Below are 14,204 nucleotides of genomic sequence, written 5' to 3'. Positions count from 1 at the left end.
GACTAACGTGAAGCGCGAATGCAGTGGCCTGGGGCTTTCCCGATTGTTGAAGATTCAATGATCCAGAATAAATCGCGACTACTGCGGGCGATTCGTAGTGCATTGAAGCGATTCAGTTTTATTCGATGCGCGGTGACTGTGCGCGCAACCGTAGGCGTTTACGCCTACAGCCGAGTCTCGATCCGCGCGATGCGGCTATTGATCGCATGGCGCACCAGCGCATTCGACGGCACCAGCAGCAGCGATGACGCGATGATCCGATACACGTCATGGCGCGTCACCTTCGACACTTTCGCCGGATCGAGCCACGCGTCGTTATCCGCGAGCAGCAGTAAGGTGTCGAGGCCGATGAGGATCGGCCACAGGCAGGCGAGCCGCAAGCGCACCGCGCTCACCGGAATCGCGAGCGTATAGTCGAGCGCCGCGCGGAAATGATCGAGCGTCTTGCGCAGCAGTTCGACGAGCAGTGGCCGCGCGCGCATCGAATTGGCCGGTTGCAGCAGATCGCGCGCGCTCAGACCGTGGCGCTCGAGCATGCTCTGCGGCAGATAGCAGCGGCCGATGCGCAAATCTTTTCCGCAATCGCGCAGCACGTTGGTCATCTGCAATGCCTTGCCGAAACGCACGCCACGCTGCTTCATCGTGTCGGGTTGTTCTTTCAGCGTGCCCGGCATGTGCGCGTAAGTCATCGTGGTCCAGAACTCGCCGACGCAGCCCGCGACCAGATACGTATAGCGATCGAGTTCGTCGTATTCGCGCAGCGCCGCGATCTGGCCGGAGCGTTCGTCGGGGAACGTGCGTAGATCGAATTCCATGCCCTCGGTCAGCGTCGTGACGATCGCGCGCACCGAGTGGCAGTCGGACTCGCTCAGTTGCGCGAGCACGTCGAGCGCGGGGCTCAACGATTCGAGCAGCAGCTTTTCATCCGACTGCGCCTGCTGACCCGCGACTTCCGCGGCGATGCGCTGGAACGGCGCGCTGTCGACGGCCACGCCATTGACCTGATCGCGCAACGCGAGCAGCAATTCGAGGCGTTGGCCTGGCGCGATCAGCGAAGTGTCCGCAATCGTATCGGCCGCGCGCGCGAGCAGATACGCAAGGCCGATCGGATCGCGCATGCCGATGGGCAGCACGCGAAGCGTCAGATAGAAGGAGCGTGAAACGCCTTTCAGGAGCGGGCCGAGAAGAAAGGCCCGGGTCGGATTCGGCATGGGTTGGATCGGTTGGCAAATAGGCGGGTGAAAGCCCGCTGGGATCAGGCGCTGCCGAATTGTATACGGCGAGGCGCGTCACCCGGTACACCATGAACCAGCATCAGAAGCCGTCCGCCGAAGCCGGCGCCACTCGCAGCCGTCGTTCGAACCTGCACCTGACCTATGTGGTCGGCAGCCTCGACCGAAGCCTGCGGCGCCGTATGAGCGAAGCGCTCGCCTTTCCGTTTCATTGCATCGGTTTGCAAGTTCGACCGGCCACCGCACTTTGCTACCCACTCATACCGCGTGCACCGGGCTCCTCGCCGCCGGCCTTTTTCGCCCTCTCACGCCGCCCTGTCGAGCACACGCCGTTCGCCGGGCACGCGTTGCCGGATAGACTCCCTGCATTTCACGCTGCGGGACACTGTCGCTCGCGATCGGGAATGGGGATTGCTGCCCCAACGGATTTGAGCATAGGACGGTTACGACCAGGCCGTCGCTTGCACTTTGAACGACACATCGACAATGACTACCGACGCATCCAACACGTCCCGCCCGTCCGACGCAGCGCGACCTAACGCGGCCCGGCCTAACGCGGCCCGGCCTGACGCGGCGCGACCTGACGCGGCCCGACGCAATGTCGAAACCGGCGTGCCCGGTTTCGACGAGATCCTCGGCGGCGGTCTGGTGAGCGGTGGCGTCTATCTACTGGAGGGCATGGCCGGCGCCGGCAAGACGATCCTGTCGAGCCAGATCGGTTTTCATCGGGTGCGGCAAGGCGAGAAAGTGCTGTACATGACGCTGATCGCCGAATCGCACGACAAGCTGCTCGGTCACCTGAAAGGCCTGAGCTTTTTCGACGAAGCCGCGGTCGCGCAGCAGATGCTGTTCGTGTCCGGCTATCACGAGCTGATGCAGGACGGCCTCGACGGTTTCCTGAAGCTGATCGCGTCGAGCATCTACGACTACCGGCCGAGCCTGATGATCATCGACGGCTTTCGCAGCGCGCGCGAATTCAGCGAAACCGAGCTGTCGCTGTCGAAGTTCATCCACGAGCTGAACGCGCTGGTCGCCGCGATGGACTGCACGACACTGCTGCTCGCGCCGCTGTCGGGCAACGAGTCGCATCCCGAGCACACGCTGGTGGACGGTCTGATCGAGCTGAACAGCTATCACGACGGCATGCGGCGCGCGCGCGAAATCGAAGTGCACAAGATGCGCGCGCGCGATCATCTGATGGGCAAGCACTTCTTCCGCATCGCCGGCAGCGGGCTGCTGATGTTCCCGCGCCTCGAAGCGCAGTGCGCGGAGCAAGCGGGCCCCGTCGATCTGAAAGCACGGCTCGGCTTCGGCTTGTTGCACCTGGACAACCTGCTCGGCGGCGGCTTCGCGCAAGGCGCGACGACCACGCTGATCGGCCCGTCGGGCGTCGGCAAGACGCTGCTGTGCCTGCAGTTCCTCGCGGCCGGTCTCGCACGCGGCGAGCGTTGCGTGTATCTCGGCTTCTACGAGAGTCCGCAGAGACTCATCGGCAAGGCCGAAGCGGTGTCGATCGCGCTTGCCGATGCGTGGCAGGACGGTCGTCTGATGGTGCTTTGGCACCCGGCGATCGAACTCGCGGTCGATGAAATCGCGTCGAAAGCGCTCGCCACCGTCAAGCAGACCAGCGCGACGCGCATCGTGATCGACGGCGTCGAGGGCTTTCGCGATTCGGCGTTGCGTACCGAGCGCTTCGGCCTGTTCCTCAATGCACTGCTGCATCAGTTGCGCGAAGCGACCGTCACGACGCTCGTCACCGAGGAACTGCCGCTGTACAGCGATCCGGGTCACGCGAAGGCCGTGCGCGTGTCGGCGTTGACCGAAAACCTCGTGCTGCTGCGCTACGCCGAGACCGAAGGCGGACTGCGGCGCGTGATTTCGGTGGTGAAGCAACGCGAAAGCGCGCACGACACGTCACTGCGCGAACTGTCGATTTCGTCGCAAGGACTCGACGTGATCGACGGCTCGCCCGGCGCCGCGGGCATCCAATCGACGCCGGGCCTGTCGGCCACGCTGCAATTGGGGCGAAAAACCTAGCCGCCCATGAAAACCATTCTGGTGGTGGACGACGAGTTCGACATCCTCACGGTGTGGCGGCTGCTGCTGGAACGACACGGCTATGCGGTACGGACGGCGTCGAACGGCTCCGTCGCGCTCGAACTGGTCCGTTCGAGCCGGCCCGATATCATCGTGTCCGATTGCATGATGCCGGTCATGTCGGGCCTCCAGTTGTGCACGACGCTGTATGAGGACCCAGAGCTGCGCGAGATTCCGATCATCCTGTGCAGCGCCGCATCGGACATTCCGGTGCAGCCGAATCCACATTTTGCCTACGCGCGCAAGCCGCTTTCGTTCGACCAGCTGCTGGCGATGCTGGTGCGCATGGGCGGTTGACGGCCGCCCTTCCTCCCCCCGCCTTCTCTGCCCCTTTCCCCCGCTAAAACACAGCTTGAGACGCTCGCGCCATTTGTCGAGCGTTTGCAGCGTTCTGCGATTCTCCGTGGCCTTTTACAGTAGGCCATCGATCGCGCATGGCCAGCAACCCGCAGCGCGACGCAACTTTCGGAGGTCGTCATGAACAGCAATCGTGGTGCGGTTCCCGCTGGCTTCTTGAGCATCGCGGTGGGCTCGTTGGCGCTGGCCAACCTGTGGCGCGTCGCAATCCGCCTGTGGCACTTGCCGGCCGTCGCCGGCAGCGTGGTGACGATCGCGGCGCTCGCCGTCTGGGTCATCATTCTGTTCGCCTACGCGCACAAGTGGTTCGCACGGACCGACGACGCACGCGCCGAACTGAATCATCCGGTGCAGTCTTCGTTCGTCGCGCTCGCGCCGATCTCGACGCTGCTTGCCGCGCAACTGCTGCAGCCGTACGCGCATACCCTCGCGCTGACGCTGTACGGCATCGCGGCGATCGCGCAACTTGGGCTCGGCGTCTATCTACAGGGCAAGCTGTGGCAAGGCGGCCGCAAGCCCGAACTGACCACGCCGGCGATCTATCTGCCGACGGTCGGAGCGGGCTTCGTCGCGGCGGCGAGCTCGGCCGCATTCGGCTTCCATCAACTGGGCGAGCTGTTTTTCGGCGGCGGCATGCTGGCGTGGCTCGCGCTCGAATCGATGATCCTGCATCGCGCCGCCGTGCATGAACCGCTGCCCGAAGCGCTGCGCCCGACCCTCGGCGTGCAACTCGCGCCGCCAGTCGTCGGTGGTGTCGCGTATTTGAGCCTCACCAGCGGCACGCCCGACCTGTTCGCCTACGCGCTGCTTGGCTACGGTCTCTATCAGGCGCTGATGCTGCTGCGTTTGCTGCCGTGGATCCGCCAACAGGCATTCGTGCCCGGCTACTGGGCGTTCAGCTTCGGCGTAGCGGCGTTGCCGACGATGGCCCTGCGTCTCGTCGAACGCGGCGCGACGGGTCCGATCGAATTCGCGGCACCGGTTCTGTTCGTGGTGGCGAACGCGATCATCGCGATTCTGGTCGTGAAGACGCTTCAGCTGCTCGTGCAAGGCAAGCTGATGCCGCCCGTGGCGGCGAGTTCGACGGCGGCGGCGCCGGTCACGCAAGTCACGACGGCCGTGCGAATCGCCCGGGTTCAATAAGCTGCGGGCAGCGACCGAACGCGGCGGCGACGCGCAAAGCGTCCCGCCGCGTTTTTGCATTTGTGTCAGAACCCGTGCAACGATACGACGATCAACGCAGCCGCGACGATCGCGACCACGTCCTCGATCAACGCCGCGGGCGCATCGCGCCCGAACATGCTGGCGAGCGAACTGCGCACCTTCGCGCCGCCGAGCGTGCCGATCACCGCGCCTACCGCGCCGACCACCGCGCCCACCACCCCGACGATCATGCCCCCCGCCAGGCCGCCATGCGCGCCGCTAATCGCCGCGCCGCTCAGCGCACCGAGCACGATTCGCGCGCCGAACTGCAGCGGCACCTTGCGGCTCGGCGTTTCGGGCAATTGATCCGTGATCAGTTCGATGACCGCCAGCACGGTGAAGATATACGGCGTGGCCGCGAAGCCGAGGAAGGCAAGCGACGTGCCTTGCAGCGGCAGCCATCCCAGACGCGCGGCCCAGCTGACGGCGGTGGGGGCGATCATCGAGCGAAGGCCGGCGACGACGCCAATCAGCAAGGCCAGAACATACACGGACATAGCGGACTCCCGATCGAGGGCAATGATGCAAGGTTGCACGAGCCGACGGCTTACCTGGACGAACGTCGGCAGAACATGTCGAGCATTCCATCTGGACAGTCAACTTCTCACCACCTACATCGAGGCAATCCGTGGCGGCCGTTCACCGTTGCTCACAATTGCCGGCTCTTCATTGCCGACTCGCCATCGCGCGTCTGGCGCGGCGCCGGGCATGCGATTGCCCCCGTCGATGTGGCCCTAGTGTCGCACAATTCGACTAGCGAATAAGAGACAGGGAGTCGGCGAAGTGGGCCGATGGTGATAAGTTAGCCCACTCACAAGAAAATCTTGTATCTGCACCATGAGACCGTATCTTCCGCTCAACGCGCTGCGCGCGTTCGAATCGTCCGCGCGGCATCTGAGCTTCACGCGCGCGGCGCAAGAGCTGAACGTGACCCAAGCCGCGGTCAGCCAGCAGGTCCGCTCGCTGGAAGAGCGGCTCGGCACCGCGCTATTCAAGCGTTTGCCGCGCGGCCTCGCGATGACCGACGAAGGGCTCGCGCTGCGCCCCGTGCTGTCCGACGCGTTCGATCGTATCGAGGCGGTGCTCAAGCAGTTCGACGGCGGGCATTTTCACGAGGTGCTGACGGTCGGTGTGGTCGGCACGTTCGCGCTCGGCTGGCTGATGCCGCGCCTGAAGTCGTTTCGCGACGCGCATCCGTTCGTCGAGCTGCGGCTGCTGACCAATAACAACCTCGTCGACCTCGCGACCGAGGGCCTCGATTTCGCGATCCGTTTCGGCGACGGCACCTGGCCCGGCTCGCTCGCCACCAAACTGCTCGACGCGCCGCTCGCGCTGCTCTGCACGCCCGAGATCGCCGCGCGCCTCGCGCGGCCCGACGATCTCGCCAACGAAACGCTGCTGCGCTCGTACCGCATGGACGACTGGCTGAACTGGTTCGCGGCCGCGGGCATCGCGCCGCGGCCGGTGCGCGGACCGGTGTTCGATTCGTCGCGGTTGATGGTGGAAGCGGCGATACAGGGCGCGGGCATCGCGCTCGTGCCTGCGTTGATGTTCGAAAGGGAGATCAATACCGGGCGTCTGGTGCGCCCGTTCGACGTCGAGGTCAAGGCGGGCAGTTACTGGCTGACCTGCCTGAAGGGCAAGCCGATGACGCCGGCGATGTTGCTGTTCAGTCAGTGGCTCGCCACGGAAGCGGCCACGGCGGGTCACGCATGAGTTTCTACGCGGCCGTGCGGCAATACCCGTTCATCGCGGGCCGCTCGGCTTGCGGCGGGAACACGTTCCACGAACCGTCGCCGTGGCGGAAGAAGAAAATCGACAGCAATCCTTCCGGCTTCAACGCCTGCACACATACATAGCGTTGCTGTTGCGACGCGTGATGGCAGAACCGCACCACGCGCGCGGGCATCGACGGCGTGGGCGCGAGCCATTTGTCGACGGCCCAGTGCAAGCTTTTTTCTGCGGCTACCATGATGTTCTCCTCGAATCGTCCCGTTCCCGACGCGCTGCGTTCACGCGACTTGCGCGAGTTGCGCCACGCGGTGTTCGTTCCTCGCCCCGCTCTCGACAAACGCCTTCACGAGGCACAGCAGTGCGCGCATGCCCGTGCTCGGATGGCGCAAGCAGCAATGCACCTGTTCGCTGCGGCTTTCGCCGAGCAGACACCACGCGCAGAAGTGTTCGCAGTTGTTGGTCAGCAGGCGATAGCGGTTTTCGCCGAGGCGGGAGCGCGCGCGGCGCACCGCATCGGCGCCGACGTAGATCGCGCTCGGCGTCGCGCGAACCGACAGCGAATGGCCGGCGGCGAAGCGCGCGAGTTCGACTTCCTCGACCGGTCCGGGATGCGCGGAGGCCGCAAAGCCCGAGTAGTGCACGACGCGGCCATTGCCGACATAGATGCCGTGATGTTCGTAGCCGTTGCGTTGCGTGACTAGGTGCGCGCCGATCGGCAGATCGATCGTCGATGATGCGGTGTCGCAAGCGGCTGCGGATTGCGGGTCGTCGTCGCGTGTATCGAGCGTTTGGGTGTTCATGGCTGGCCTCGTTCGCATTTCCAACACTGTTGCGACAGCTTTCGCATCATCCGGGCCAGGCGCCGGAAAACCCCTGTTTACAGGGTTGACGGCCGATCGAGCGGTTTTCTGAAGAGGAAGATGTCAGGACGGGACCAACAGAAATCGCACTGATCTGTTGGTGTGCGACGCTCATTTGCGAGCCGTGTCGCGGGTTGATTTCAACTGAATGGAGAACCCGTGGGACCCCGCCGAATGTGTTGGGTCTCACACCTGTTCGAATGTGGGCTTGTTGGCCGCGAGCCGACCGATCGCGTCGACCGCGTTCGTGGTAAAACCGCGCAAGCCACGCCAGTCAATGCGCCGCGGGCTTCGCGTCGAATCCGCCCCCGATTGGCATGGCCTTTGCGGCGTTGGGTGCAGAGTCCATTCAGCCGCGCGCATTGCGCACGCGGCCAACCGGAGAACGACATGTCCTGCATCAAATTGAACGACCTCTCGCTGAACCTCGCGCTCGATCGCAAGGCGATGGCGGCGATTCGCGGTGGCGGCGGCGCGCCATGGATCTATGGCTGGATTCAGCCGTACGTGCCGCAAACGCCGAGCATTGGGCCGGTGGTCAATCTGTACGAGGTCTCCAACAACTTCTATGCTAACCAGATGATCAACCAGTTCCAGTCGGTCGACGTACGCAACACCGGCGCGAACGCGAACCTCACCGTGTCTCCGGACGCACGCAACCGAAACGATATGGTGTAGCCGTTGTGACATGCGAGAGCCAATTTCGCTGGACGTCGTCCGCGCGTTCCGACACGGGACGGGTCCGCGAAATCAACGAAGATGCCTGCCTCGACGAGCCCGAAGCGGGACGCTGGGCTGTCGCCGATGGGATGGGCGGTCACGCGGTCGGCGACGTTGCCAGCCGCACCGTGATCGACGCGTTGACTCAACTGGCGGCGCCGCACGGCCTCAGAATGCTGATCGCCGATGTACGCACGCGTCTGCAAACCGCGAACCGTCAATTGCGCGACGAAGCCGCGCGCCGCCAGGTGCAGCGCATCGGCAGCACCGTGGTCGTGCTGCTTGCATGCGATCGCTTCTGCGGCTACGTGTGGGCCGGCGACAGCCGCATCTACCTGTACCGCGCGGGGCAATTGCGGCAACTGACGCGCGATCACAGCCAGGTCGAGGAGCTGCGCTCGCTCGGCGTCATCACCGACGAAGAGGCGCGCCATCATCCCGCGCAGCACATGATCACGCGCGCGGTCGGGGCAACGGATTCGCTCGAACTCGACGACGACGCGATCGAAGTCGCCGATGGCGACGTGTTCCTGTTGTGCAGCGACGGTCTCAGCAACGAACTGAGCGACGACGAGATCGCCGCCGTGCTGACCACGGCGGAGCGCGAAAACGCAAGTTGCGAACTCGTCGACCTCGCGCTCGCGCGCGGCGGGCGCGACAACATCACCGCAGTGGTCGTCGAAGCGCAGGACCCGAATGCCGCGGACAAGACCTTGCTGAACCCGGCGCCTTGATGATCTTCAGGCGCGCGTTTCACCGAGCGGTCAGTGGTCGTTCACTCAGCCTTCGTCTTCTTCCTCGTCGCGCTCGTTCGCGCCGTTCTTCGTGGGCGACGCATTGCGATTGCGGAAATCCTTCGAATGCAGGCCGTGCTTTTTCAGCAGCATCTGCAAGTGCGAGCGATTCATATCGATGCGCCGCGCCAGTTCGGCGACGGTCCCGCTGACTTCACGCAGTCCGCGTTCGAGGAACGCTTTTTCGGCGTCGTCGCTGGCCGCCCGCTTCGCGTCGCTCAACGACATCAGATTCGCGACGCTGATCGGCTGCTCGCCGCTCGCCTGCCCGCCCTCCGCCTGCGCCGCCGCTGAACCGGGTGCGGCGGGTCGCATATCGAGCGGCAAATGCTCGATGTCGGCCATGTCTGCAGCCAGACACGAGATGCGGTACATCACGTTGCGCAATTCGCGAATGTTGCCCGGATACGCGTAGCTCAATAGAAAGTCCCGCAAACGCGGCGTCAACCTGACTGGCCGGCGTTTCAGCGTGCCCGCCGCTTCGTCGCAGAACCACGCAATCAGCAACGGAATTTCGTCGCGCCGTTCGCGCAGCGGCGGCAACGTCACGTGAATCACGCTGAGCCGGTAGAACAGATCCTCGCGGAACCGGCCTTCCTCGCTGAGCTTGCGCAGATTGCGATTGGTCGCCGCGACGATGCGCGTATCGACCGCGATCGTTTCGTCGGAGCCGACGCGTTGAATCTCGTGCGCCTCGAGCACACGCAGCAGCTTGACCTGGCCCGCGAGCGGCAACTCGCCGATTTCGTCGAGAAAGATCGTGCCCGTATGCGCGCTTTCGAATTTTCCCTTGCGGTCGCTCGACGCGCCGGTGAATGCGCCCTTGCGATGCCCGAAAAGTTCGGATTCGAGCAGATTGTCCGGAATCGCGCCGCAGTTCACCGAAATGAACGGCTTGTCCGCACGCGCGCCATTCGCGTGAATCACTTTCGCCATCAGCTCCTTGCCGGTGCCGCTTTCTCCATCGATCAACACCGGCAAATCCGTTGGCGCCGCTTTTTCCGCGATTTCGAGCGATTCGAGCAAACGCGGGTTGTCGCCGAACGTGCCCTCGAAAATGAAGCTGCGTTCGAGTAGCGCCTTGCGGCGCGCACCGCGCGATTGCTCCGCGCTCGTCTGCGGCTCGCCCGCGGTGGCCGCCTGCACGAAGCGCTCCTTGTGCGAAAGCTGCATCACTTCGTCGCGCAACGACGTGGCCTGCCTCAGCAGCTTGTCGATATCGGCGCGTTCGAGCCGCGACGACCAGCGCAACGTGGAGCGCAGGATCTCGATCCGCTCGATCAGTCCCGCGTACGATATCGCGGGGCTCGCCTCTTCAATCTGGTCGAGTATCTTCATCATGATGCACTCAACTGTTTCTGCACGAGCTGATAGTACATGCCGCCGCGCTGGATCAGCTCCTCGTGACGGCCCTGTTCGACGATCGCGCCTTCATACAGCACGAGAATCTTGTCCGCGCGCATGATCGTGCTGAGCCGATGCGCGATGATCACCGCCGTGCGGCCCTTCAGGATGTCGTGCATATTGCCGAGAATATTGCTTTCCGATTGCGAGTCGAGCGCCGACGTCGCCTCGTCGAACACGAGCAGACGCGGATCGTGATACAACGCACGCGCAATGCAAAGCCGCTGGATTTGACCGCCCGACAAACCGATGCCGCGCTCGCCGACGATCTGCTCATAACCGAGCGGCATCTTGCTGATGAAGCCATGCGCGTCGGCCATTTTCGCGACTTCCTCGATGCGGCGGCGCTCCGGCGCGTCGTCGCCGCTTGCGATGTTCTCGGCGATCGTGCCCGAGAACAGCAGATTGCTTTGCATCACGTAGCCGATTTGCGCGCGGAAATAAGTCTTGTCGATCACGCCGGAGTCATAGCCGTCGATCGTTATTTTCCCTTCGCTCGGCTGATAGAAGCCAACCAGCAGCTTCGCGAGCGTGGTTTTTCCCGACCCGCTGCGCCCGACGATCGCGACCAGTTCACCCGGCTTGATATCGAAGCTGATGTTCTCCAGCACATAAGCGGAATCCTCTTCGCCATAGCGGAAGTACACGCCTTGCAGGCTGATTTCGCCTTGCAGTTCCGGCAGCATCACGCGCGAGGGCAAATCCTGCGGCTTCTGTTCGGGCTCGATATCGAGCACATCGCCGAGCCGTTCCATCGCGACACCCGCATCGTTGAGCATGCTCCACAAGCCGACGAGACCCATCAGCGGACTCAATACGCTGCCCATGAATGCATTGAACGCGATCAGCTGACCGATCGTCAATTCACGCGCGAGTACCAGATTCGCGCCGACCCAAAGAATCGCAATCGTCGTTGCCGCATTCAGCAATTGACTGCCGAAGCCGACCAGAATATTGAATGCGTGAGCGCGATATTGCAATTCGAGCGCCTTTGCGTATTTCTTCTCCCAGCGCAACCGTACCGGCCGCTCGATGCCCATGCCCTTGACGGTCTCGACGCCGGACAGAGCTTCCATCAGGAACGACTTCGCCTCGGTCGACGCCGTGAACACCTCGCGGGCGTAGCCCTTGATCTTCGGCGTCGCGATCACCGTGAGTCCCATGATCGGAATCACGAACGCGATCAACACCAGCGTCATCTTCACGTTGTACACGAACATGATCGTGAAGTAGATGAAGATCATCAGCAGATTCAGCGCGGTCGTCACGGTGGATTCGGTCAGGAACGCGCGGATCGTCTGGTTTTCCTGAAAGCGCGCGAAGATATCGCCGGTCTTGCGCTTCGCGAAGAACGAGAACGGCAGCGACAACGTATGCTTGAAGAACTGCGACATCATCGCGAAGTCCATGTTGCGAACCATGAAGTTCGCCAGATACGCGCGAATCGTCGACATCAACTGCGTGAAGACATTGGAGATGATGAGCCCGCCGATCAGCATATGCAGCAGACTGACGTTCTGATGCACGATCACGCCGTCCAGAATGTTCTGAATGATCAGCGGTGGAATCACGCCGAGCACCTGAATCACGAAGGTCGCCAGAAACAGATAGCCGAGTATCTTGCGGTACGGCTTCAGATAGCCGACAAAGCGAATCCACGGCGAGCGCTCGGCCGACATCTGCAGCAGCTGCGATCCGCCGGTAAACAATAGGCAGGTGCCGCTCCACCCGCGTTCGAAATCTTCGACGCTCAGCTTTCTGAAACCGAGTGCCGGGTCTGCCACCCAGACATAGTCTTTCGACAGCCCGTACACGACCACGTAGTGATAGCCCTCCCAATGCACGATGAACGGCAGATCGAAGCCGCGCAGCGAATCGAACGTGCATTGCACGCCGCGCGTCGTGAAGCCGAGCGACTCGCCCGCGCGCGCGAGGCTGTCGAGCGTCGCACCCTGCGTCGTCACGTTCGCGAGTTCGCGCAATTTGCCGAGCGTCATCGGAATGCCGTAATGGCGGCAGATCATCGCGAGACACGCGGCGCCGCAATCCATCTCCTCGGCCTGCTCGACGAGCGCGAAACGCCGGATGATCTTCTCGCCGAGTTCCGGTTTGCTCTGCAGGTCGAGCATCAACGGCAGCTTGCGCCGCTGTTCGAGCCGCTTTTGCCGCTGTAATTCGCGGTCGCCATAGCGGATGCGCTCGTCGAGCACTTCTCGCAGTTTCGGATTGCGCTCGAGAATGAAATGAACGGTGCGCTCGGGGATGACCAGCAGCCGCGTGTCGGTGGTTGCAACGACCGATGCCATCTGTTCCTGGCGCATCAGGCACGCCTTCTCGCCGAATATCTCCCCTTTGCCGAGCGTCGCGAGCGTATAGTCGTGGCCCTCCTCCTGCCGCACGATGCGCACCTGGCCTTGCCGCACCACATAAAGCCGCCTGTCGTCGCGGCCGTCCTGTTTCAGAATCTCCTTGCCGGCAGCGACCCGTTTTGCGCCGACGCTGCGCACGTACTCTTCGAGTTCCGCCTTGTTCAGCTTGCCGCGCAGATCGAACAATTGCGCGACGAAGCCCCCGGCCGAATTGATCGCCACATAGCTGGCGACGAACGCCAACGCGGCGGCGTTGCCCGCCATCACCGGTTCGATCGCGCTGCGCGGAAGGAACAGCACTTCGGTCTTGCCCGACGAACGTACCGACGCTTCGTGAACATACGAGCGCAACATCGCAATGTCGGCAAAGATCTCGCCCGACTTGCGCACGCCCATGCTGGTTTCCTTGCCGTGCTCCTCGGAGAAGATGCGTACCGTGCCCGAGCGGATCACATAGAGACCTTCGGCCACGTCACCGGCCGAGCACACCGTTTCGCCGAACGGATAGAACTTTGCCTGCGCGTACTCGGCAAGCCGCTCGATTTCGTCGCGCGAGAACGGCGACAGGATCTCCACCGAAGCGAGAAATTCGGCGGTGGAAGGCGCGGATGGCGCGGTCTGGAGGGCGTCCATGTATCGGTGAGCCTCGCTTTATCGGGCGCTAGTCGGGCACTAGCGCGCTTCGATCACGTGTTCCTGGGCGCGGGCAATGAGCCAGCTCTCGCGCAGCAAACGGCGGATTTCGGTGGCCACGTCGGCATCGAGCGTGGCCGGATATTTGGCCGTGACCGCGAAGATCTCGAAACACGAACGGTCGGCCGACGGAAACGGCCCAAGCAGATCGCCGACCGCCGCATTGAAGATCTTCGCCTCGATATCGGGCTTCAGCGAACCGCGCAGTACCTTGCCGATCACGCCGCCCGACTCGCGCGTATCGGCAATCGAATGCTCGCGCGCCATCTCGCCGAAGGCGTCGGGGTCGTCGTGCAGGTACGAGATCATTTCCTTCGCCTTGCCTTCGCTATCGAGCACGATATGGCTGACTTCGATCGCGTCGAACTTCGGTGAATTCAGCGCGAAGTAATCATGGATCGCCGCCTCGTTACCGATGTTGTCGAGCATCTTCTCCTGATAAAGCCCGTCGGTAATGAACGCCTCGAATTCGTCGAGGCTCACGTGCAGCGCGTCGAGATAATGATTCATGTCCGCCGCGCGATGCAGGCCGCGCACGCGGCGAAACTGGTCCGCGCGCTGCTGGATTTCGTCGGCGCTGACGGCGACGCCCTGCTTCTTCGCCGCATGGACGGTAAGCTTGTCGCGCACGATCTGCTCGACCAGGCTCTCGAACTGGCCGGTCAGTTTCAGAAGACGAATGAACTCGTCCACGTCCACGACTTCATCATCGATACGCACTATCGCGGTCATTTGCTCGGC

General features: G+C 63.1%; 13 protein-coding genes. 6 read left to right on the top strand and 7 right to left on the bottom strand.

The annotated features are described in order from the left end of the window. Positions 1-164: 164 nt before the first annotated feature. Positions 165-1,211: a phytoene/squalene synthase family protein gene (locus OKW27_RS09910; RefSeq protein ID WP_090807549.1), complete on the bottom strand. Its 1,047-nt coding sequence runs from the start codon at positions 1,209-1,211 to the stop codon at positions 165-167. Positions 1,212-1,718: 507 nt separating this feature from the next. On the opposite strand from OKW27_RS09910, the gene OKW27_RS09905 reads away from it, so the two are divergent. The 3 genes from OKW27_RS09905 to tehA all read left to right on the top strand — a co-directional run bounded on the left by OKW27_RS09905 (position 1,719) and on the right by tehA (position 4,829). Beyond that, on the top strand, positions 1,719-3,269 hold the full coding sequence (locus OKW27_RS09905) for an RAD55 family ATPase (protein ID WP_429333352.1): 1,551 nt from the start codon (positions 1,719-1,721) through the stop codon (positions 3,267-3,269). Positions 3,270-3,275: 6 nt separating this feature from the next. Beyond that, on the top strand, positions 3,276-3,626 hold the full coding sequence (locus tag OKW27_RS09900) for a response regulator (RefSeq protein WP_090807552.1): 351 nt from the start codon (positions 3,276-3,278) through the stop codon (positions 3,624-3,626). A gap of 180 nt (positions 3,627-3,806) precedes the next feature. Then, complete coding sequence (tehA, locus tag OKW27_RS09895) at positions 3,807-4,829, top strand: dicarboxylate transporter/tellurite-resistance protein TehA (RefSeq protein WP_429333351.1); 1,023 nt, start codon at positions 3,807-3,809, stop codon at positions 4,827-4,829. 65 nt (positions 4,830-4,894) lie between these two features. On the opposite strand, the gene OKW27_RS09890 is transcribed toward tehA, so the two are convergent. Next, positions 4,895-5,386, bottom strand: coding sequence for a DUF4126 domain-containing protein (locus OKW27_RS09890; protein WP_090807556.1), 492 nt, complete (start codon positions 5,384-5,386; stop codon positions 4,895-4,897). Positions 5,387-5,726: 340 nt separating this feature from the next. On the opposite strand from OKW27_RS09890, the gene OKW27_RS09885 reads away from it, so the two are divergent. After that, positions 5,727-6,605, top strand: coding sequence for a LysR family transcriptional regulator (locus tag OKW27_RS09885; RefSeq protein ID WP_429333350.1), 879 nt, complete (start codon positions 5,727-5,729; stop codon positions 6,603-6,605). Positions 6,606-6,609: 4 nt separating this feature from the next. Here the strand turns inward: OKW27_RS09885 and OKW27_RS09880 are convergent, their stop codons facing one another. Both OKW27_RS09880 and OKW27_RS09875 read right to left on the bottom strand, forming a co-directional pair. Further along, on the bottom strand, positions 6,610-6,861 hold the full coding sequence (locus OKW27_RS09880) for a hypothetical protein (protein WP_184061610.1): 252 nt from the start codon (positions 6,859-6,861) through the stop codon (positions 6,610-6,612). Between the two features lie 40 nt (positions 6,862-6,901). Continuing rightward, on the bottom strand, positions 6,902-7,423 hold the full coding sequence (locus OKW27_RS09875; RefSeq protein WP_090807562.1) for a lecithin retinol acyltransferase family protein: 522 nt from the start codon (positions 7,421-7,423) through the stop codon (positions 6,902-6,904). Between the two features lie 450 nt (positions 7,424-7,873). On the opposite strand from OKW27_RS09875, the gene OKW27_RS09870 reads away from it, so the two are divergent. Further along, positions 7,874-8,161, top strand: coding sequence for a hypothetical protein (locus OKW27_RS09870; protein ID WP_090807566.1), 288 nt, complete (start codon positions 7,874-7,876; stop codon positions 8,159-8,161). 5 nt (positions 8,162-8,166) lie between these two features. Continuing rightward, positions 8,167-8,937, top strand: a complete 771-nt coding sequence (locus OKW27_RS09865) for a PP2C family protein-serine/threonine phosphatase (protein ID WP_090807568.1) — start codon at positions 8,167-8,169, stop codon at positions 8,935-8,937. A gap of 45 nt (positions 8,938-8,982) precedes the next feature. On the opposite strand, the gene OKW27_RS09860 is transcribed toward OKW27_RS09865, so the two are convergent. Genes OKW27_RS09860 through OKW27_RS09850 form a run of 3 tightly spaced genes read right to left on the bottom strand, consistent with a single transcriptional unit; the run spans position 8,983 to position 14,195 of the window. Further along, positions 8,983-10,338, bottom strand: coding sequence for a sigma-54 interaction domain-containing protein (locus OKW27_RS09860; protein ID WP_429333349.1), 1,356 nt, complete (start codon positions 10,336-10,338; stop codon positions 8,983-8,985). Next, positions 10,335-13,403 carry a peptidase domain-containing ABC transporter gene (locus OKW27_RS09855; RefSeq protein ID WP_429333348.1) on the bottom strand — a complete coding sequence of 1,023 codons (3,069 nt, stop codon included), beginning with the start codon at positions 13,401-13,403 and terminating at the stop codon, positions 10,335-10,337. Before OKW27_RS09855 ends, OKW27_RS09860 begins: the two co-directional genes overlap by 4 nt. A gap of 39 nt (positions 13,404-13,442) precedes the next feature. Then, entirely contained in the window at positions 13,443-14,195 is a 753-nt protein-coding gene (locus tag OKW27_RS09850) for a peptidylprolyl isomerase (protein ID WP_090807575.1), read from the bottom strand. Positions 14,196-14,204: the final 9 nt, after the last annotated feature.

The organism is Paraburkholderia sp. 35.1 (assembly GCF_050436525.1).
In the GTDB taxonomy this organism is placed as follows: domain Bacteria; phylum Pseudomonadota; class Gammaproteobacteria; order Burkholderiales; family Burkholderiaceae; genus Paraburkholderia; species Paraburkholderia tuberum.
The sequence above is the reverse complement of the archived record's forward strand: the minus strand, read 5'-3'. Positions and strand labels throughout refer to the sequence as shown.

What these genes read in the sequence shown, in the direction of transcription:
- OKW27_RS09860 (WP_429333349.1), bottom strand. Translation starts at nt 10,338, where the DNA reads ATGATGAAGATACTCGACCAGATTGAAGAGGCGAGCCCCGCGATATCG.
- OKW27_RS09855 (WP_429333348.1), bottom strand. Translation starts at nt 13,403, where the DNA reads ATGGACGCCCTCCAGACCGCGCCATCCGCGCCTTCCACCGCCGAATTT.
- OKW27_RS09905 (WP_429333352.1), top strand. Translation starts at nt 1,719, where the DNA reads ATGACTACCGACGCATCCAACACGTCCCGCCCGTCCGACGCAGCGCGA.
- OKW27_RS09850 (WP_090807575.1), bottom strand. Translation starts at nt 14,195, where the DNA reads ATGACCGCGATAGTGCGTATCGATGATGAAGTCGTGGACGTGGACGAG.
- OKW27_RS09910 (WP_090807549.1), bottom strand. Translation starts at nt 1,211, where the DNA reads ATGCCGAATCCGACCCGGGCCTTTCTTCTCGGCCCGCTCCTGAAAGGC.
- OKW27_RS09870 (WP_090807566.1), top strand. Translation starts at nt 7,874, where the DNA reads ATGTCCTGCATCAAATTGAACGACCTCTCGCTGAACCTCGCGCTCGAT.
- OKW27_RS09890 (WP_090807556.1), bottom strand. Translation starts at nt 5,386, where the DNA reads ATGTCCGTGTATGTTCTGGCCTTGCTGATTGGCGTCGTCGCCGGCCTT.
- tehA (WP_429333351.1), top strand. Translation starts at nt 3,807, where the DNA reads ATGAACAGCAATCGTGGTGCGGTTCCCGCTGGCTTCTTGAGCATCGCG.
- OKW27_RS09880 (WP_184061610.1), bottom strand. Translation starts at nt 6,861, where the DNA reads ATGGTAGCCGCAGAAAAAAGCTTGCACTGGGCCGTCGACAAATGGCTC.
- OKW27_RS09885 (WP_429333350.1), top strand. Translation starts at nt 5,727, where the DNA reads ATGAGACCGTATCTTCCGCTCAACGCGCTGCGCGCGTTCGAATCGTCC.
- OKW27_RS09875 (WP_090807562.1), bottom strand. Translation starts at nt 7,423, where the DNA reads ATGAACACCCAAACGCTCGATACACGCGACGACGACCCGCAATCCGCA.
- OKW27_RS09900 (WP_090807552.1), top strand. Translation starts at nt 3,276, where the DNA reads ATGAAAACCATTCTGGTGGTGGACGACGAGTTCGACATCCTCACGGTG.